19 protein-coding genes and 2 pseudogenes are annotated in these 19,576 nt (G+C 46.0%); 14 read left to right on the forward strand and 7 right to left on the reverse strand.

The window, feature by feature from the left end; translation table 11 throughout:
* Positions 1–137 precede the first annotated feature (137 nt).
* The 3 genes from NCCP2331_RS02965 (at position 138) to chrA (ending at position 3,453) form a co-directional block, all read left to right on the forward strand.
* Positions 138–836: an ABC transporter ATP-binding protein gene (locus NCCP2331_RS02965; RefSeq protein WP_251668396.1), complete on the forward strand. Its 699-nt coding sequence runs from the start codon at positions 138–140 to the stop codon at positions 834–836.
* Positions 826–2,133 carry an ABC transporter permease gene (locus NCCP2331_RS02970; protein WP_153723424.1) on the forward strand — a complete coding sequence of 436 codons (1,308 nt, stop codon included), beginning with the start codon at positions 826–828 and terminating at the stop codon, positions 2,131–2,133. The genes NCCP2331_RS02965 and NCCP2331_RS02970 overlap by 11 nt, the downstream gene beginning before the upstream one ends.
* Before the next feature lie 159 nt (positions 2,134–2,292).
* Complete coding sequence (gene chrA / locus NCCP2331_RS02975) at positions 2,293–3,453, forward strand: chromate efflux transporter (protein WP_251668398.1); 1,161 nt, start codon at positions 2,293–2,295, stop codon at positions 3,451–3,453.
* Positions 3,454–3,540: 87 nt separating this feature from the next.
* Here chrA and NCCP2331_RS02980 read toward each other — a convergent pair.
* Positions 3,541–3,648, reverse strand: a pseudogene (locus NCCP2331_RS02980) (transposase); the annotation flags it as partial.
* A gap of 66 nt (positions 3,649–3,714) precedes the next feature.
* A complete protein-coding gene (locus tag NCCP2331_RS02985) occupies positions 3,715–3,909 on the reverse strand; it encodes a PLP-dependent transferase (RefSeq protein ID WP_251668400.1) in 195 nt (64 codons plus the stop codon).
* A 219-nt stretch (positions 3,910–4,128) separates the two neighbouring features.
* Here NCCP2331_RS02985 and NCCP2331_RS02990 point away from each other — a divergent pair, with 219 nt between their 5' ends.
* From NCCP2331_RS02990 to NCCP2331_RS03030, 9 genes and pseudogenes are all read left to right on the forward strand, one after another.
* The gene (locus NCCP2331_RS02990; RefSeq protein ID WP_251668401.1) at positions 4,129–4,788 is read left to right on the forward strand and encodes a hypothetical protein; all 660 of its coding nucleotides are present in this window, start codon (positions 4,129–4,131) and stop codon (positions 4,786–4,788) included.
* Positions 4,775–5,533: a cytochrome c biogenesis CcdA family protein gene (locus NCCP2331_RS02995; protein ID WP_251668402.1), complete on the forward strand. Its 759-nt coding sequence runs from the start codon at positions 4,775–4,777 to the stop codon at positions 5,531–5,533. Before NCCP2331_RS02990 ends, NCCP2331_RS02995 begins: the two co-directional genes overlap by 14 nt.
* Positions 5,534–5,550: 17 nt before the next feature.
* The gene (locus NCCP2331_RS03000) at positions 5,551–6,120 is read left to right on the forward strand and encodes a redoxin domain-containing protein (protein ID WP_251668403.1); all 570 of its coding nucleotides are present in this window, start codon (positions 5,551–5,553) and stop codon (positions 6,118–6,120) included.
* 37 nt (positions 6,121–6,157) lie between these two features.
* Positions 6,158–6,841: a response regulator transcription factor gene (locus tag NCCP2331_RS03005; RefSeq protein ID WP_153723431.1), complete on the forward strand. Its 684-nt coding sequence runs from the start codon at positions 6,158–6,160 to the stop codon at positions 6,839–6,841.
* The gene (locus NCCP2331_RS03010; RefSeq protein WP_251668404.1) at positions 6,834–7,931 is read left to right on the forward strand and encodes a sensor histidine kinase; all 1,098 of its coding nucleotides are present in this window, start codon (positions 6,834–6,836) and stop codon (positions 7,929–7,931) included. Before NCCP2331_RS03005 ends, NCCP2331_RS03010 begins: the two co-directional genes overlap by 8 nt.
* Positions 7,932–8,067: 136 nt before the next feature.
* Positions 8,068–9,280, forward strand: a pseudogene (locus NCCP2331_RS03015) (multidrug effflux MFS transporter).
* A 282-nt stretch (positions 9,281–9,562) separates the two neighbouring features.
* A complete protein-coding gene (fumC, locus tag NCCP2331_RS03020) occupies positions 9,563–10,948 on the forward strand; it encodes a class II fumarate hydratase (protein WP_251668405.1) in 1,386 nt (461 codons plus the stop codon).
* Positions 10,949–11,033: 85 nt separating this feature from the next.
* A complete protein-coding gene (locus NCCP2331_RS03025; RefSeq protein WP_251668406.1) occupies positions 11,034–11,558 on the forward strand; it encodes a PCYCGC motif-containing (lipo)protein in 525 nt (174 codons plus the stop codon).
* 355 nt (positions 11,559–11,913) lie between these two features.
* The gene (locus NCCP2331_RS03030; RefSeq protein ID WP_251668481.1) at positions 11,914–12,873 is read left to right on the forward strand and encodes a nuclease-related domain-containing protein; all 960 of its coding nucleotides are present in this window, start codon (positions 11,914–11,916) and stop codon (positions 12,871–12,873) included.
* Here the strand turns inward: NCCP2331_RS03030 and NCCP2331_RS03035 are convergent.
* The 5 genes from NCCP2331_RS03035 to NCCP2331_RS03055 all read right to left on the reverse strand — a co-directional run bounded on the left by NCCP2331_RS03035 (position 12,821) and on the right by NCCP2331_RS03055 (position 17,596).
* On the reverse strand, positions 12,821–13,612 hold the full coding sequence (locus tag NCCP2331_RS03035) for an MOSC domain-containing protein (protein ID WP_251668411.1): 792 nt from the start codon (positions 13,610–13,612) through the stop codon (positions 12,821–12,823). The genes NCCP2331_RS03030 and NCCP2331_RS03035 overlap by 53 nt on opposite strands.
* Before the next feature lie 158 nt (positions 13,613–13,770).
* On the reverse strand, positions 13,771–14,607 hold the full coding sequence (gene tatC, locus NCCP2331_RS03040; protein ID WP_251668422.1) for a twin-arginine translocase subunit TatC: 837 nt from the start codon (positions 14,605–14,607) through the stop codon (positions 13,771–13,773).
* An 8-nt stretch (positions 14,608–14,615) separates the two neighbouring features.
* Positions 14,616–14,837 carry a twin-arginine translocase TatA/TatE family subunit gene (gene tatA, locus NCCP2331_RS03045; RefSeq protein ID WP_251668424.1) on the reverse strand — a complete coding sequence of 74 codons (222 nt, stop codon included), beginning with the start codon at positions 14,835–14,837 and terminating at the stop codon, positions 14,616–14,618.
* 254 nt (positions 14,838–15,091) lie between these two features.
* Positions 15,092–16,807 (reverse strand): GMC family oxidoreductase, encoded by a 1,716-nt coding sequence (locus NCCP2331_RS03050; RefSeq protein WP_251668426.1) that lies wholly within the window; start codon positions 16,805–16,807, stop codon positions 15,092–15,094.
* A gap of 18 nt (positions 16,808–16,825) precedes the next feature.
* A complete protein-coding gene (locus NCCP2331_RS03055) occupies positions 16,826–17,596 on the reverse strand; it encodes a gluconate 2-dehydrogenase subunit 3 family protein (protein WP_251668428.1) in 771 nt (256 codons plus the stop codon).
* 299 nt (positions 17,597–17,895) lie between these two features.
* On the opposite strand from NCCP2331_RS03055, the gene NCCP2331_RS03060 reads away from it, so the two are divergent.
* Complete coding sequence (locus NCCP2331_RS03060; RefSeq protein ID WP_251668430.1) at positions 17,896–18,888, forward strand: GNAT family N-acetyltransferase; 993 nt, start codon at positions 17,896–17,898, stop codon at positions 18,886–18,888.
* Positions 18,885–19,559, forward strand: coding sequence for a Dph6-related ATP pyrophosphatase (locus NCCP2331_RS03065; RefSeq protein WP_251668432.1), 675 nt, complete (start codon positions 18,885–18,887; stop codon positions 19,557–19,559). The genes NCCP2331_RS03060 and NCCP2331_RS03065 overlap by 4 nt, the downstream gene beginning before the upstream one ends.
* The last annotated feature ends 17 nt before the right edge of the window (positions 19,560–19,576 follow it).

The following is a 19,576-nucleotide window of genomic DNA, read 5'->3' on the forward strand; positions in this document are numbered from 1 at the left end:
TGCATAAAAAGATAGCGAATCGTGTAGTAATTTGATGGTTTTTGCGCAGAACTTCAGAAAATCTTAAGAATCATCCTTATGGTTCCTTAAGATGGCATTTGTATACTGAAGTTAATACAGTCATGGGAGGAAAAATATTGATTACAGTAGATAATATAAATCATTCATTTTTAATCGGAAGAAAAGGGAAAGAAACCAATGTGCCTGTGCTGAAGCGTATTTCATTTTCGGTCCGGCAGGGAGAGATTGTCTCGATTGTGGGACGAAGCGGCTCCGGAAAATCCACATTGCTTCATATATTAGCAGGGTTCTTAAAACCGGACAGCGGAGAAATACGGGTGAAAGATACGGTGACTTCCACATTTTCCGAACAGCAAAGTGCGCAGTTCCGTTTGGAGAACTTCGGTTTCATTTTTCAAAATTTCCAGCTCATGCCCGGTCTGACGGCATTCGAGAATGTGGAGTTGCCGCTGAAGTTAACAGGGATGAATCGTCATACACGTAAAGATAAAGTCAATAAGTTGATGAAGCAAGTGGGTTTGACTGCTGTACAGGATCATTATCCGAATGAATTGTCAGGAGGACAGCAGCAGCGGGTCAGTATCGCGCGTGCACTGATCACGGATCCGCCCATTATTTTCGCGGACGAACCGACAGGCAGTCTGGATTCGGAGACGGAGCTGGAAGTATTGCAGTTGATCCAAACACTTAATAAGACGCTCGGCATCACGTTTGTCATCATCACTCATGACGATGAAGTGGCACACAAGGCGGACAGGATGTACCGGATGCATGACGGGATTTTGACGGAAGAAGGTGTTCCACATGCAGTTTAAAGACCAGATCGATTTTATTCGGCAGCATATCAGGAAAAATAAACTGCGCGTTTTCATGACGGTTCTCGCGGCAACAATGGGTACGGCATTTCTGATCGTATTGGCAAGCGTCGGCTTCGGAATTCACGATACGCTGAGAAACGAGATTCTGGATAATCGGCTGGTTACACAAATTGAAGTGTATTCCAGTGAACTGGATGTCAGTAAAGCGGTGGAAATGAAAGACATCGACCATGTCAAAGCGGTCGTTGTGCGTCAGAATGTCAATGCGCTGCAGCAGGAGTCAATCGGGAAATATACCGCTAACGGTAATTTACTTGTGACTGATTTTAATGAAGAAGCAAAAGTCGGCTTCGCTTTGGAAGAGGGAAGACTGCCGGAAACAGCTGATGAAGTGGTAGTGGGGAGCGGTTTTGCTGAGAGTTTGATTGACCAGCAGGCTGCCGATAAAATAATGGAATCACTTCCTGCAGATTCACAGGAAGAACCCGATCTACCTGCATACGATGGAAAATTGATCGGAGAAAAGTTCGTTTATCAAATGGGAGATTACAATACAGGTGACCTATTTAAGGATCAAACCGAATTGACCATTGTCGGCATTGCCGAAAAGCCGTCAAAAGACTGGCTGGTGGACAATAAAATTTACGCGGATGCGGAGCTGATTCCTAAACTGGAGAACATCTACCAGAAGCAGGAGGCAGACTTGGAGGATAATCCGCTGCTGTCCAGTATGCTGTACGTTTACGCGGATGAGCTTGAAAACGTAAAGTCGGTCACGAATCAATTGAAAGAGGACGGCTATGATGTCTATTCCATCTCAGAAGAATTGGATCGCGTTGATGTATTCTTTCTTGCGTTGAAAGCGGGTCTCGTATTTGTGGGCACGATTGCCATCTTAATCTCTTCTATTGGGATCTTCAACACGATGACCATGGCTGTGACGGAACGCACACGTGAAATTGGTGTCATGAAGGCGATCGGTGCACAGCCAAAGCTGATTCAGCGGCTGTTCTTGATGGAAAGCGCATGGATTGGGATTGTCGGAACTGTTTTAGCGCTCATTATTTCCTACGCCGTAAGCTTTGTTTCCAATTGGTTACTGCCTATCATCGTGGGGGCGGCAATGGGGGAAGAGGATTTTGCTGATTTACATGTCACATTCTCCATCATTCCCTGGCAGCTGGTCGTTATTGCTTCCGCCATCAGTCTGACTGTCGCCGTTGTATCAGGCTGGCGTCCTGCAAGAAAGGCTACGAAAATCGATGTGATTGATGCGCTGCGGCGCGAATTATAAGAGAAACCAAGAGTTCCTGAAATTCCGGGAGGCTCTTGGTTTTTTTTATTTTGTTTTCTGTTAGGGATTATTACGTCTGCGTTAAGATTTTGTAAGTATGTTGAAAATTAATTACTGAATGAGATGATAGAGGCAAATGAAACGGGAAAGGTGTTTGGAATGAATCGTTTACTAGAAATACTCATTGCCTCAACAAAGCTTGGTCTGACTTCATTTGGCGGACCGGCTGCTCATTTAGGCTATTTTCATGAAGAATATGTCCGTAAGCGCAAGTGGATGGATGAAAAAAGCTATGCAGATTTAGTGGCGCTTGCCCAGTTCCTGCCGGGTCCTGCGAGCAGTCAAGTCGGAATTGGCGTTGGAATAGCCCGGGCCGGCATATTGGGAGGAATTGTTTCATTTATCGGCTTCACGATGCCTTCCGTGCTGGTCTTAATTTTATTTGCGATGCTGTTCGTTGGTTCGGATATCGGCCATGCAGGCTGGCTGCATGGATTGAAGATTGTGGCGGTGGCGGTTGTCGCGCATGCAATTCTTGGCATGGCGAAAAATCTGACGCCCGATACGGCACGAAAGACGATTGCGCTGCTTGCGCTCATTGCCGTTCTTTTATGGCAGACAGCTTTTACACAAATTGCAATTATTTTATTGGGGGGAATTGCGGGGCTCCTTCTCTTTCGATCTGCCGAGCAAGACAGTGGAATCGATCAATCGAAATTTCCTTTATCCAAAAAAGCAGGGGCGCTTTGCCTGACACTCTTTTTTGGGCTATTAGCCGTTTTGCCGATTTTACGTGATCTGACGGGCTCTTACTGGGTAGCACTGTTCGATAGTTTTTATCGGGCAGGCGCGCTTGTATTCGGCGGAGGGCATGTGGTTTTGCCTTTATTGGAACAGGAATTGGTGCCGATGGGCCGGATCAGCGGTGAAGCATTTCTGGCCGGGTACGGAGCGGCGCAGGCGGTTCCCGGACCGCTGTTTACGTTCGCATCGTATCTCGGTGCAGTGATGAACGGCTGGCAGGGCGGATTATTTGCGACCTTTGCGATATTCCTGCCTGCTTTCCTGCTGATTGCGGGCGCGCTTCCATTTTGGGATTTGTTGCGCAGCCATCCTCGGATCAAAGGTGCTGTAATGGGTGTCAACGCTGCGGTGATCGGGATTTTATTGGCTGCATTATATCATCCGATTTTCACAAGTTCAATTGGGAAACCGGCCGATTTTGCGTTGGCGGCGGTACTATTCAGCATGCTGGCATTTTGGAAGATTCCGCCGTGGATCGTTGTACTGACAGGCGCTGCAGGCGGATTATTATTATAGAATGGAAGGCAGCCTAACAGAAAGGCTGTTTTTTGATATACTGCCGTCTGGCAGACAGGCAGCGGCACGCAGCCCAATATGAAAAGAACTGCTCATATAGACATTGCCAGGACGCAACTTTGCTTTCAGGAAGTCGCCTGTCAAGCCGTCGAATGCGACGAGCGGATGAACCCCGACCGTCTGGTAATGCGCGCTGTTACAGCGGGATGCACTTTCAAGTACTTCGCAAGCTCCAAAGCATTCTTACAATGCCTTTCCATTCTAATAGGAAGCGTCTTCATTCCCCTCTGCAATAGGTAAATCTCCCATTAGTTTCTTTCGTATCATAGCAATTTCTTTTTTCTCTCCAATGACAAATCCGGCAATCACATCTCCATGACCCTTAAGATATTTTGTACCACTATGAACGACCACATTTTCATCCATCGTTAATGGCTCTCGTAATGTAGGGGTCATGTGTAAACTTCCCGGCTTTTTCTTTCCCTAGGATGAAATTCAATATTTTATAACGGATTTTAGTCTCTTTTTCATCCGGCATGGTATCACCTTTAGGGATTAACCCTCGACATGATCATTCAGCATAGGGTGCAGGTTTCTGTTGCCAATTAACTCGCTTTCATCAAATTTTCATAATGGGACAGTATGATGAAGATGGAGAGGAAATGGGGGACTTGAATGGCATCGATAAGTAAATTGATCTCCATATCTATTCTAGTCTTCAGCATAGCTCTTAGTATTTTGCTCTTTTATTTGATGAGTGAACTGCCGAAGGAGCAGAAAAAGAAGATGGTCGATGAAATGGTTTCGCAACTGATCAATTTTGTTTTATTTATGTGGGCGGGAAAAGTTCTTTTGAATCTTCCTGTCTTTATCACAGATCCAATGGCGATTTTGGCGTACCCGGGAGATTCAGGCGCTTTCTATGCGGCGGTGTTATTTAGTGGGTTGCTCTTGTCGTATAAGGTGAAACAGGGACATCTGGAGGGCCTGACTGTCGGAAGGGCTTTTGTTCATCTGTATTTATCCGCGGCATTTTTATATGAGTTCATTCAATACGCTTGGAATGATCAGATCTATTCATTGAGAAGTCTTATATTATTGGCGATTCTTCTGGGAGTTTTTACTTACTTGAATGGACGGATGGCGACGGGGAAGTTACTCGGAATCTTATTGACGGTTTGGACATTCGGGATGGGCGTGCTGTTGACGATCCAGCCTTATGTAACGGTGTTCGGTTATATGATTAAACCGTGGTTCCTCTTGCTCTTTTTCGCAGCCAATTTGCTATTGCTAATACTACAACATAGGAAGGAAGGACGTTATGGGTGGAATTGAAACAGATACGGTATTGATAGTAGGGATGTTACTGGCAGTCGGAGCGGGGGCACTTTCTTTTTTGTCTCCTTGTGTGCTGCCTATTTTCCCGGCATATCTTTCGTATATTACAGGAATCAGTGTGAAAGAACTTCAAGGGAACCAGACGATAAAAATCCGCAGAAAATTAATTAGTCATTCCCTTGTATTTTTACTGGGGGTATCGCTTGTCTTCATCAGCCTGGGGGCCGGTGCCTCCTTTTTCGGTCAGTGGATTTCAGAACTGTTAAGAGGAGACTCCGGCTTGTTTATCCAACGAATTGCCGGGATTTTCATTATAGTCATGGGCTTGTTTATAGGTGGATGGGTCAATATTATGGGGTTGATGAAAGAACGACGCATTCAATCGACGAGGAGACCGACCGGCTATTTCGGGACATTTTTCATCGGACTCGGGTTTGCAGCCGGCTGGACGCCTTGTATCGGTCCAATCTTCGGTTCCATTTTAATGCTGGCTGCGAGTAACCCGAGCCAGGGAATTTTCTACACGATTATGTATGTTATCGGTTTTGCGCTGCCTTTCCTAATCTTGACATTTTTCCTTGGCTCGACGAAGTGGATTGTCCGCCGCAGTCAGGTGATCATGAAAGTAGGCGCAGTCATCATGATTTTGATGGGTCTTGTATTGTTTTTCGGCTTAATGCCATTAATTACAGGTTGGCTGCTTGATTTAGTAGACGGCACGTGGTTATCAAACCTGGGATAAATAGGGGGAGATCATGAATGAAGAAGAGAGTAATATTACTAGCTGTCGTAATGGTGTTGGTCGGTTGGGCCGTCTATGACTTTACCTTTTCGGAAAAGGAAACAGCAACGGGCCGACCGCTTCAGGCAGATGTTTTCAGTACCGTAGATTCCAATGAAATCGGAATTCAGCGCGGCCAATTGGCACCTGATTTTGAACTGAAGACGTTGGAAGGGAAAACAGTCCAATTATCGGATTATAGAGGACAGCGAGTATTGTTGAACTTTTGGGCGACTTGGTGTCCGCCATGTCGGGCGGAGATGCCAGATATGCAGAAGCTGTATACACAAAGCAACTTGGATGTCGAAATATTGGCAGTCAATCTAACATCTACAGAAAATAATGAAGAAGTGGTCGCTCCATTTGTGGATGAATATGGGCTGACATTTCCCGTCTTGATGGACAGAAGTTCTGACGTGAGCAATCTGTATAGTGTCTATGCGTATCCTACGACGTACATGATTGAATCGGATGGCCGTATTCAATTCGTTGCACTTGGGGCGATCAATTATGATCTAATAGTCCAAGAAGTGGAGAAGATGAAATAAGAATTTAACGAATGTACAATAATGAGGAGGTGATTAGGTGAAGCAGACCATATTAGTAGTTGAAGATGACAAGCTAATCCGTGATTTGATTTGCATCTATTTGAAAAAAGAAGGGTACGATGTAATTGCGGCAGTCGATGGTGAGGATGCGAAAGACCTTTTCCTCAAGCATCATCCTTGTTTGATTGTACTGGATTTGATGCTGCCAAAATGTAGCGGGGAAGATTTTTGTAAATGGGTGAAGGACCAAGAGCAGAATGAAGTGTCTATTATCATGCTATCTGCCAAAGTTCATACGAATGATAAAATCAATGGGTTACGAATGGGTGCCGATGATTATATGACAAAACCGTTTGATCCGGATGAACTTCTCGCACATGTGGAGGCGGTCTTGCGGAGAACCGGCCCATTCTGTCAAAAGATTGCATACGACGGGCTATGTATCAAACCAAGAAAGGGAGAAGTACTGCTTTTCGATCAAAAAATAAACTTGACGAAACATGAATTTAATTTATTGTTCCATTTTATGGGGAATCCGCATATCGTTTTTACGCGAGAGGATCTCCTTCATCAATTGTATCCGTATGGCGATAAAGTTGTATTAGATCGGACCATCGATGTCCATGTAAAGAAACTGAGGGAGAAAATCGAGGAGGTTCCCTCTTCCCCTAAACGCATTCTCACGGTGCGAGGAATGGGATATAAATTTGTGTATGGTTAAGTTGATCAGGTCGTTGCTGCCAAAACAGCTCCTCTGGCGATTGACATTTTTAAATGTCTTCGCAATCTCACTTTTCATCATCCTCAGCAGCTTTGCTATTTATAATACAGCCTGTGTGCTGGTGGATGGTATGGGGACGATGAATGAACAAGGACAAAGTCATTTTAATGCCACTCTATTACAGTATTTATGGATATTCAGCATATCCACCATTTTAATGGGAAGCCTTATTCACTTTTATTTAACGAGGAAATTGATTCGTCCGTTAAAAGTGCTGATTGAATCTACTAAGGACATGAAAAAAGGACATTATCCTGAGGTGATTCAAACAAAATCCAGAGGGGAAATAGGAGAATTGATCATCCATTTCAATGAACTGGTGCAACAATTGAAAAACAATCAGCAATCCCGGCAGAAGCTGGTAACGGATCTTTCCCATGAATTCCGAACCCCTTTATCAAACTTAACGAGCTATCTTATTGCGTTGCGCAATGGTGTCATTGTAGGAGATAAAGAGTTATTCGGTGCGCTTAGCGGTGAATCGAAACGTCTGACCACGATGGTGGAACAGTTGGAGCAATTAAAGGAATGGGATTATGTCTCGAAACAAACCTTCACAGAAAAAGAACGGGTAGATATGCGGTTGCTGATCGAGCAATCTATTGAAATGTTTCATTGGACATTAAAGGAAAAAGGCATCCCCGTACTAGTTGAAGCTGATGCTGGGATGGTGAATGTATATAACGGAGGCATTCCGCAAGTTCTCAGCAACATCATCGATAACGCCATTCGTTATTATGAAGGGAAAGAGCCCATCCGGATACATGGCAAGGTTTCGGGAGAAAGTTATCGAGTTTCAATCAGCAGTGAAGGTCAGGAGATTACAGAGGAAGAAAGAGCTAAAGTGTTTGAACGGTTTTATCAAGGCGATGCTTCCCGAAGTCACGGGACAGGTGGAACAGGGCTTGGCCTAGCGATTTCGAAAGAGATTATCGAGCATCATAATGGTCGGATTGGATTGGATTCTATAAAAAACCACTATCATACTTTTTGGTTCAAGTTACCGCTTGAAGAAACGGAATATGTGTAAAAAAATTATGAATGCTCGAACAAAAAGAGATTTGTCAACTGTTCTAGCGGCATAAGCAGTTGTAGGCTTTGACAGAACAGCATTTTTTCTTCATGCTATACTAAGAAGAATCTAATGAAGAAAAGGGTTTTGTGAAATGGGTAAACAGCTTCAAAAGAAAATACCGCTTCCGACTGTCTGGCTCGTCCTGCTGCTCGGCTCGCTGACGGCATTCGGACCGCTGTCGATGGACATGTATCTGCCCGGGCTGCCAATTGTCGCGGAAGATATGGGCGTTTCCGCTTCCCTTGCCCAATTAAGTCTGACTGCTTGCCTGATCGGATTAGGCGCGGGACAGCTTGTATTCGGACCAATGAGTGATATTTACGGCAGACGCAAACCCCTCATCATTACGTTAATCGTCTATGCGGCGGCTTCTGTCATGTGTGCGTTTACGGTAAACATCTGGGCATTCGTCTTGCTGCGTTTCATTCAGGGAATGACGGGTGCAGCCGGCATCGTCATTGCACGGGCCTGTGCGCGGGATCTGTACATAGGAATTAACGAAATTCATGGCAATGCTGTCAATTGTCAATGGTGTAGCACCGATCATGGCGCCGATTGCTGGCGGAGTAGTATTGAGCTTCGCGTCTTGGCAAGTGGTGTTCTTCATATTAGGGGCAATTGGCTTAGTAATGTTTCTGGCGACTTCCTCCTTCCTGCCGGATACGTTGCCGGTCGAACAGCGTGCAGAAGGCGGCATGCTCGCTGTCGTCAAAACATTCGGCGGCCTGCTGAAAGACAAATGGTTCATGGGTATCGCACTGACCCAGGGCTTCATCATGTCGAGCATGTTCGCCTACATCGCAGGATCGCCGTTTGTGCTGCAAAATATCTACGGTGTATCACCTCAGCAATTCTCATTATTTTTCGCGCTGAATGGTATCGGCATTATTATTGCCGCCCAAATTACAGGGCGTCTGGCAGGCAAGATCCACGAAGTGAAATTTTTGCGTACAGGCGTCATGATTTCCTTCACCGGCAGTCTGTTTCTATTAGTAGCCGTCTGGAATGAATGGCCGCTTGCATTAATGGCGACTGCATTATTTCTAGTCGTATCAAGCGTCGGAATGGTCTCCACATCCGCTTTCTCATTGGCCATGCAAAGCCAGGGGAAATCAGCAGGAAGCGCCGCTGCGTTCCTCGGTCTCCTGCCGTTCATCGGCGGCGCAATCGTTTCACCACTAGTCGGCCTGGCCGGAGATTTCTCCGCCTGGCCAATGGGCATCATCATCTTAATCTGCAGCACAAGTGCACTGGTTATTTATTTGACTATTGTGCGGAAAGCATTTCGTGCGCAAAATGTATAATTAATTGCATGTTGAAAATTCTTCCTAGTTGATTGTGGCGGAAGATGGAGCAACGTTATGAGTATAGCCGGCCTTAATTTCTGCAAAGTATACAGAAAATAAGGCTAAGCGAACCCTATGCTGTTCGCTTGGCTCAGCCACGCCCTCCGGAAAGCTTCCCCGGCTGGAGCCATAATCAACGATACGCAACTGCCACACCAACCCTTTTTAATTCAAATTTCCGAATAAATAGGGCATGATAGAGTGAGAGTCTGATTACAATTTCGAGAGGTGGATGGAAAGATGGAATATCGTATTGAGCATGACACGTTCGGAGAGATCAAAGTACCTGCAGATAAGCTTTGGGGAGCACAGACACAGCGTAGCAAGCAGAACTTCAAGATTGGCGGCGAACGAATTCCGCTTGGCGTCATCCAAGCATTTGCCCATCTGAAAAAATCGGCAGCCATCGCGAGCCATTCATTCGGCAATTTATCTGAAGCGAAAATGAAAGCAATCAAAGCGGCGGCAGAAGAAGTCATCGAAGGCAAATGGGACGAACACTTCCCGTTAGTCGTATGGCAGACAGGCAGCGGCACGCAATCGAACATGAATATGAACGAAGTACTCGCAAACCGAGGCAACCAGTTGCTTGAGGAATGGGGCGAGGAAGACCGTCTGCACCCGAATGACGACGTCAATAAATCTCAAAGTTCCAACGATACATTCCCGACAGCACTTCACGTGGCGGGTGTTATCGCAGTCGAACGTGAAGTATTGCCGGCGATCGACCAATTAAAAGGGACACTTCATAAGAAATCCGAAGACTTCAAGGACATCATCAAAATCGGTCGTACGCACTTGCAGGACGCGACGCCATTGACACTTGGACAGGAAATCAGCGGATGGCATGAAATGTTAGTGAAAACGCGTAGAATGCTGGAAGAGAGCGTTGATTCCATGAAGGAACTTGCAATCGGCGGCACAGCAGTCGGAACAGGGCTGAACGCGCCGTCTGGATTCGGTGAAAAAGTGGCGGAAGAAATCTCGAAGTCTGTCGGCATCGAATTCACTTCCGCAGCGAATAAATTCCATGCGCTGACTAGCTATGATGAAGTCGTCTACACACATGGCGCGCTAAAAGCATTGGCTGCTAATTTGATGAAGATCGCCAATGACGTGCGCTGGCTCGCAAGCGGACCGCGTTCGGGTATCGGTGAAATCACGATTCCAGAAAACGAGCCGGGCAGTTCCATCATGCCGGGGAAAGTGAACCCGACGCAGAGCGAAGCATTGACGATGGTCGTGACGCAGGTCATGGGGAACGACGCGACAATCGGTTTCGCGGCAAGCCAGGGGAATTTCGAGTTGAACGTCTTCAAGCCGGTCATCATTTATAACTTCCTGCAGTCTGCGAAACTGCTGGCGGACGGCATGGTCAGCTTTAATGATAACTGCGCGGTCGGAATTGAACCGAATCGTGAAGAAATTGACAATAAGGTGAAGAATTCCTTGATGCTCGTTACAGCGCTGAATCCGTACATCGGCTATGAAAATGCGGCGAAAATCGCGAAGAAAGCCCATAAGGAAGGCACGACGCTAAAAGAAGCGGCGCTTTCTACAGGTTTATTGACAGAAGAGCAGTTTGACGAATATGTCGTTCCGGGCAAGATGACAGGCAATCAATAAGTTGTCATAAAATTGTGCGTCCGTTTCCCATGCTTATTTTGTATACTGGAGACATTACGTCTATACGAAGGAGTCAGGATCAGACATGAAAAAGAAATTGCTCGCTGGACTGGCGGCGCTGACTTTGGCGCTGGCGGCATGCGGAAACGGTGCCACGGAGAAACCGGCAGAAACGGATCATTCAGACGTACAGGCGAAGGCAGAAGCTGGCCATACGGAGCATTTGCCGAACGGCGATTTGCAGGAAGTCACTGCATCAGCTGACGTCTTGCCGTCGTTTTTGGATGATAAGCCGGAGGATATGCGTCTGATTTATCAAGTGGCCGGGAAAGCTACGGAAGTTCTAGAGTATATGCCGTGCTATTGCGGCTGCGGAGAAAGTGCAGGCCATAAAAGCAATATGAACTGCTTCCTCGATGAAGTGCGCGAAGACGGTTCAGTTGTCTGGGACGACCACGGCACACGCTGCCAGGTCTGCCTGGAGATTGCTGTGAAATCTGTGCAGATGAAGCAGGACGGCAAGTCGATGAAAGAAATCCGTGACGCGATTGATACGGAGTACGGCGGTGGCGGCTATGCAAAGCCGACTGATACGCCGATGCCGGTTTGATTGAGTAAGAAACCCCTTTTTTCCATTTGGAAAAAGGGGTTTCTTTTGAGTAATGGGGTGAATTATCCGCATAGTTGTTAGAGTTCGCCGAAAGCGTTGCTGAGTTATCCGCAATTCGTGTTGAGTTTTCTGAATCAGGCTGAGTTTACCGCAAACTGCGCGGAGTTCACCCTAAGTACTACTGAGTTTACCGAACACCTAAAACTCCATCAAAAATATGAGTCCGCTAAATTTCGTTTTATTAATCAAAATATTGTGGTAATATTTATATGTCTCATAAAAGGAGGAAAGCAGAATTAAAATCTATCGAAAACGTCCTTTGTTACTAATCGGGTTGCCTAGCTTATTGGCCAGGATGAACCCGAAGCATCCACGTTATCAGGAGTTGCGAGAGTCGCTTTACCGGGTCAAAGCCGGTTATGCCGGTGAAAAGATAGCCGACAAATATTTGGCAAGATGCCAATTCAATGTGCCGGTTACTATTTTGACAGATGTACAGCTGCTTATGGAAAAAGACATTCGCATTCAGCTGGATACCTTGCTCATCACGCCTTCAGGACTATTCATTCTGGAAGTGAAGAATATAGCAGGGAGATTGATTTGCCGGACAAATCCACCGCATGTTGAGTGCCAGTATGAAAACCGTCCGCCAATTGTTATGGAATGCCTGCATATGCAAACGGAGAACAGCCGTCAGTATTTACAAAAATGGCTGACCGAAGAGGGTTTTGAAATCCCCATTCAAAGCCTGATCGTCTTAGCCAGTCAAAAAACTTCTGTGCATCATGCTCCTTCAGATCTGACCTTGGTGTACGCCAAGCACCTTCCTCTTTATTTTCAATCTAATCCTTTTGAAAAGACTGTGCTGTCTATACAGCAAATAAAAAGTCTGACCCGAAAATTTACCAATCAGCAGTCTGTGTATAATCCTTTTCCGCTTAGTGAGTATTTCAATATTGATGTAAATGATTTGACTCCAGGGTGTATTTGTGAAGTTTGTTATTCCCCGTTGCGCAGGCTGAGTGAACGGAAATGGTTATGCAAAGGTTGCGGGAATATCACCAAATTCGCAACGAAGCGGGCTGTCTATGAATATTTTGCAGTATTCGACAGAGAGTTATCACGAAAAAAATGCAAGGAGTTTTTTGGTGTCGAAAATAATCCTGCAAAGCACATATTAAAAAACCTTCCGCTCCAACTGTCAGGAAACGGAAAGTCTGTTTTGTATCATATTGAAGAACGAATATTATCGAAAGAATTACTCAGTCGCCAACCCGAATCAAATCCCCAATCTGTACCCGCCCCGGCTGAATGACTTCCGCATAGACGCCAAAATTGCCATCGTTTTGCCGGGCCAGTGTCCGCAGCACATTCGGATCACGCGGCAGATCGCCCTGCGGCAATGTCGTCATGACGCAGCGCTTCGTCGGCTGCAGTATGCGGAGCTGCACTTCGTCCCCAATCCACAGCGTTTTCCCGACCCATTCTTCCTCAATGAAACCTTCTGCGTCCGGCGTATCGAGAATGAGATTCGGACGGAAGCGGCGCGGTTCAATGCGGCTTTCGGGTGCGAGTTCGCGTAATTTGTCGATGGTGGATGTCGTGATCAAGTGCACCATCGCGATATCGAAGAAGGTTTCATTGGGTGAAGTGCGGGAGAAGACGGTTCCCGGGTTCTCGAGTTCCTCGATGCCTTCGGGGATATAGCCTTCGAATTCGATATCCAAACCCGTAGGAACAGCGAGATGGACGTCGCGGCCGAAACTTTCGGACAGCCGCCGATTCACGTCTTCGTCTGTGCTTAATACAGTTTCGCCGGTCGGCAGGGTGATGCGGACAGAGGCGGCTATCGCAGGGTCGGTGAACGCTGCTCGATAATAGAACATTTCTGGCCACTTCTTCGGGTTCTTGGCGTTCGCCAGCCTTCCTGTCTCCGCGTCCACCACACCGTATCCGCGGTCGCCGCGCACGCCTTTTTCAGTGATTTCACATGCATTCATTTCCTCGCCCATCATTGATTTGACGGGATATCTCCATAACGATGCCAATTTCATCAGTCGTCACTCCTTTTTGCAATAATTCTAGCATACTATGTAATAGCCGAAAATTCATTTAATTTATGTAATTCGCCGTGCGGGTATGTATTTTTGAAATGGAAATTAGAAAGAGGCATATCCACGAGATGGGCACCCAGTGAATATATCTTTTCATTTTATACAGGATCTTCACGAAGTACACGTCTTTCCGTGCGAGTCACTAGGAAAATGCTCACTTCGTAAAGAGCAATCATCGGAATCAAAATAATGAGCTGGCTAAAAAAGTCCGGTGGTGTAATGAGTGCAGAAACGACCGCAAGTACAACATACGACCACTTTCGAACCTTTTTCATCGATTCGGAAGTCAAAATACCGATGACAGAAAGGAATAATGCAACAATCGGCAGTTCGAAAAGCAAACCAATCGGCATGGTTGTCATTAATAGAAAACGCCCGTATTCCTTCGCGGTAATCATGACATCGAAATTCATATTCCCAAGCTTGATTAAGAAATTATAGCTCAGTGGATTCACTATATAATATCCAAAGGCCAAGCCGCCTATAAACAAAATCAGTATAGCCGGAGAATACAGGCTCAGGAAGCGTCCTTCTTTTTCCGTCAACCCCGGCTTGACGAACTGCCATAGAAAATGGCAGAGGAAAGGGATTGATAGACCGAATGCCATAGCTGCAGAAATCGCCGTGTAGAATGAAATAACTTCAAGCGGACTGAGCACGACCAGCTGATAGCCTCTAGTAATATACGGAAACCAAAAATTAATCGTACTGAATGTTGCGATGAAGAATACCAAGAAAATGGCAACACTTTTGATCAGCTGTTTACGTAAGTCTGTCAGATGTTCAATCAATGCCGAGTCTTTATCAGAAGAATGTTCAGGTTCAGTATTAGTAGAAGAAGTTTCTGCAGAGTGATCAGACGGCGCAGACTCTTCAGTATTCTTTTCATCTGGCGGACTGAGGATTTTACGGTTTTGATCACTGTACGGATCCATCGTTTCACCTACTTATCAATTTCTGTTTTATCAGTTTCATCCATCCTTTTGACGGTTGTTTTATTTTGCTCATTGTCATCATCCATAATATCTTTCGCAGATTTCTTGAACTCGGCTAGTGTTTTACCGACAGCTGAACCAACTTCAGGCAATTTCCGAGGTCCGAACAGGATTAAAATAATGACCAAGATAATAATGAGCCCGGGCACACCGATAGCTGCTAAATTCATTTTGATTCCATCCTTTCGTATCAAATATTTGATTTGCCTTTTAGACGATACTTTTGAATTTTATCTACGGTCTGGTAAGCAAGTGCAACGGATTTTCAGGGACTTAATGCAAACTTATTATGACTTATACCCCAGTCGTTAATAAGATAATCCCAAAACGGCTTATATTACTATTTTGCATCTTAGGATTTTCCTATCTCTCCTTAGAGGAGCCGCGCCATCTCGAAATGAAAGATATTTTGGGCACTGGTATCTTATACAAGTGGTTCACCTGTCTTCAAATATGTCTGAATACCTTCAGCTGCTCTGTATGAAAGAGCACCTAATGTGCCAGTTGGATTGAAGCAGCTGTTATGAGGAAAGGCGGAAGATCCGACAACAAATACATTTGGGGCGTCCCACATCTGCAAGTATGTGTTGACTGCTGACGTTTCCGGGTCAGCCCCCATGATGACACCACCTGTATTATGCGTATTTGAATCTTTATTAACGTTGAATTCTCCTTGCGTTTCAATGGACTCAATATGATCAGCGCCAATTTCTTCTGCAATCTTTCTTGTTACTTTTATCATATATTTCACCAGCTCTTTATCCTGGTCTGTATAGTCGAACGTCATGCGCAATAAAGGTATGCCATACGCATCTTTATACGTAGGATCTATATCGAGATAGTTTTGCTCATGCGGCATGCTGGCTCCTTGTATCTTTACCGGGTATGAACTATTCGCGTATTTGATCGATTGCTTCTTGAATTCGGATCCCCATGAAGGCGTACCTTTTGGCACGATATTATTCGCAATCGGCCGATTCCCGTACTGGGTGGTGCGGATACCGGCACCGTGAATGAAATCGACATCCGTATGGTCAAAGTTATCTCCTGTAAATTCGGGAATCTCAATACCTAATGCGCCTGCACCGCCGTATAAATTAAACTGTTTGTCTTCAAAGAATAAAGTGGTAGAACCGGCCGTTACCTGATAACAATAATTTTTGCCCACTGAACCAGTGCCGGTTTCGGGATTATACGGCTTTCCGAGACCTGAGTTCAGCAAAAATCTCACATTGTTAAATACATAACTCGCGATGACGACTACTTCAGCCGGCTGTTCAAACTCTTCGCCCGTAATGGTATTTACATAAATTACACCGGACGCTTTTTTTCCGTCATTTAAAATCTTTGTTACGTTTGCATGCGTCCGGAGATCCAGTTTTCCTGTTTGCTTCGCCACCGGAATAACCGTGACGATCGGGTCTGCTTTGGCCCCATACTCACAACCGAAGTTTTCACAATACGCGCAGTATTGACATGCAGAGCGCGAAATGCCGTCAGGATTCGTATACGGTTCAGATAAATTCCCAGAAGGCATGACATAAGGTTTATAGCCAAGATTTTTCGTAGCTTTTTCAAAATCTTCCATGATAGGTGTTTTGACCATGGGACCTGTTGGATACGGGTTTTTACGAGGTCCGTACAGATCCACCGTCTCACCTGAAATACCGGCCATTTTTTCAAACTTATCGTAATAGGGCTCCATTTCGTCGTATGTAATTCCCCAGTCTTGAATTGTATAACCAGGTTTGATTTTATCGGGCCCGTATCTTTTTTCCGTCATCGTTTTAATTTCAAAGTCATAGGGAAGAAAGCGGTAAGTTTGTCCGTTCCAGTGAGTCCCAGCGCCTCCCGTGCCATCTCCAACGATGAAGGTTCCGTACTCCCGCATTGGCAAAGCTTTCATCTTCGCATTATTACGGGAAGTGATGGTTTCCTTTGATAAATCTTGCATTAAATCTTCCCTATGCTGATAACGAAGTTCGTCATGCACCATTAAAAAATCACTTACTTGCCTTTCCTTGCCGCGTTCCAATCCTACAACTTCAACACCCGCTTTTGTTAATTCGGAGGCGATGATGCCGCCTGCCCATCCCATTCCAACAATTACAACCGGTACTTTAGGTAATTTTTTACTCATATTCACCCTCCTAATTTATCATCCCATATGGCTGCGCAGACTTTGCGGATCCAGCTTTATAAATTTTTCTTCCTTAATTTCCTGTGCATAACTCATACGGGTACCAGGGTAATTCCGCATTTTCCAGCCCTGCATCTCCTTATTTCCGCCATACATCGGATCTGCATAGACACCCTCAATTGTCAGTGTCTTCAATATAGTAAAGAATCCGGAAGTCGAAAGACCGGCGGCAAGCTGGTAGGCTTTACCTTCCTCAAAATCCACCAATACTTGATCCTGTTCTTCCGTTTCCAATTCAGTAAATGCTTTCTGATATTTTTTTTGACTGTAGTCATCCAGTCCTTGTAAACCTAATCGGAACATATCTTTCCGAAGAATACGTAATTGTGCTCCCTGTGTAGGTTCGGGCTCAAAAAATGGTCCCGACATATAATTTTTCGCATTGATTCCCCACGGACTGGCAAGCTGGTGGTCAATATAAATCGCCACATTTAACTCTTTGGCTCCAGGACCGATCTCATCCTTTGGAAAAATACGTTCTGTCGCTGCCTGAGTCGTTTGATATTGAGCAGGCGTAAAGAACATTAAGGCTTCGTTCGGGTTTTCATACCCTTTTGAAGCGGTCTCTGTGTCCGTCGCGTCCTGATGGTTAGTTTTCGGATTGGCACCCAGCATCCCGGCTATAGTTCCACCCGCAACCAGGCTGCCGACAGTTAAACCTGAATTTTTCAGAAACTTGCGCCGGGACTCGTTTTGTACATCGTTTTGATGCTTATCTTTATTCGTCATAAAAAAACCTCCTTTTCTTTCGTAAGGCTTCTTACATCTCCAAGCAAATGTTATCAGTTAAGGAAGAGATTGAAAGGCATGTCCGATTGAAGGGCAATTCATCCACCTAAGATATTATCACCCTCATTTTCCCCTCAATCTCATTATTTAAACTAACTTTTATCAATATGTTGTAAAGAAACCCAAACAGGCCGGTATCATGAAGCTGGCCAAGCAGTAACAATCTGGTCCGTTCGTTTCATTGGAAAGGAAGAGGGGTATGATATAATTTACTTACAATTAAGCGGGAGGGGATTCGGTTGATTCGTTTTGTTCAATTTGAAGATCAATACATATCGCAGATGGCTTCGCTGCTGGCGGCGAGACATCAGGATGAACGTCAGCGTTTTCCATTTTTGCAGGAACGGTTTGAAGAGCAGGAGAAAGCGGAAGAACGTTTGCGTGAAGAGATGGCGAAGCCGTATACCGGCGGCCTTGTAACGCTGCGTGATGAGAAGGTCATCGGGTATCTGCTGTATGAATACCGCCAGGATGCGACGCGGGGGCGCATGGTGTATATCGGCTATCCGTCGTTTGTCATTCATGAGGACGAGCATCCGCGGCTGGCGCGTCTGATGTACACAGAAGCAGGCGCAGAATGGGTCCGCAACGGTTATTTTGAGCATGTGGTGGATGTCCCGGTCGGCAATGACGAATTAATTTTCGAGCTTCTCGAGCAGTCGTTTCATTTCGAGCAGCGTTTTGCCGCGCTTTCATTGGAAAGTTACCGGGCACAGCCGGGTGAGAACAGCCTGGTGACGATGAAGGAATTAGTTTCTGAGGAGCAGTCGCTGCTGGAGAAAATGGCATCCTGGAACAGCATGCATCAGGCGAAAGCGCCGGCATGGAAGCCGATTACGCAGGAAGCACTCGATCAGGAACGCTCCGTGCTGAAATCATATGAAGGAAAAGAAGGAACGCGCAGCTGGGTGGCGGAGCAGGACGGCGTGCCAGTCGCGTTTCATCTGTATACACCTGCGGACGACAGGCATGCGATGACAACGCCGGGGAAGGCGGCGGCGCTCATTCAGGCTGCAACGAATATTGATATGCGCGGACAGGGTATCGGCAAGTCGATTGCCAATCACAGTTTCACGCAAATGAAGAAGGCGGGCTATAAATACATTATGACGGACTGGTATACGGCAAATCATCTGGCTTCTTATTTCTGGCCGAAGCTCGGATTCCGCTGCTATCTGATCCGCATGGCACGCACGGTCGATGCACGGATCGCCTGGGCGGACGGACAATGAGCGGCGTAAAGTTCGTCTCTTCCTGGAGCGGCGGAAAAGACTCTGCGCTGGCATTTCACCGCGCAGTAAAAGACGGCAGGACACCCGCGATGTTATGGACGATGTTCGAGAAAGACCAGAGCCATTCCAAGTCGCATGCACTGCCGCTGGAAATTGTGCAGGCTCAGGCAAAGCAGATCGGTATCCCGCTGATGATACGCAAAGCAGATTGGGCGGGTTATGAGACGCAATTCATCGATGCCATGCGTGTCTGTAAAGCTCACGGAATTCCACAGGCCGTTTTCGGGGATATCGATTTGGAAGACCATCTGCTTTGGGTGCAGTCGATGTGTGCGAAAGTCGGCATGGAAGCAGTGCATCCGCTTTGGGAGGAGCCGCGCCGCAAACTGCTGGAGGAATTCATTGCAGAAGGCTTTGAAGCATATATCGTGGTCGTCAATACGAAAATGATGCCCGCTGAATTTATTGGCAGGCGGTTTACGATCGGGCTGATGGAAGAACTTGAGGTGCTCGGCATTGATAGCTGCGGCGAATCGGGGGAATTCCACACGGTAGTGGTCGACGGGCCGATTTTCAAAGAACGAATTCCTGTTATGATGAATGAAACGCATGAAAAGGACGGGTATATATTTTTAAAATGTGAATTGGAACAAAACACAGCCGCAGGGTAATTGAGGCTGTGTTTTTT

Origin of the sequence: Sporosarcina sp. NCCP-2331 (assembly GCF_023707945.1) — a bacterium.
Lineage (GTDB): Bacteria > Bacillota > Bacilli > Bacillales_A > Planococcaceae > Sporosarcina > Sporosarcina cascadiensis.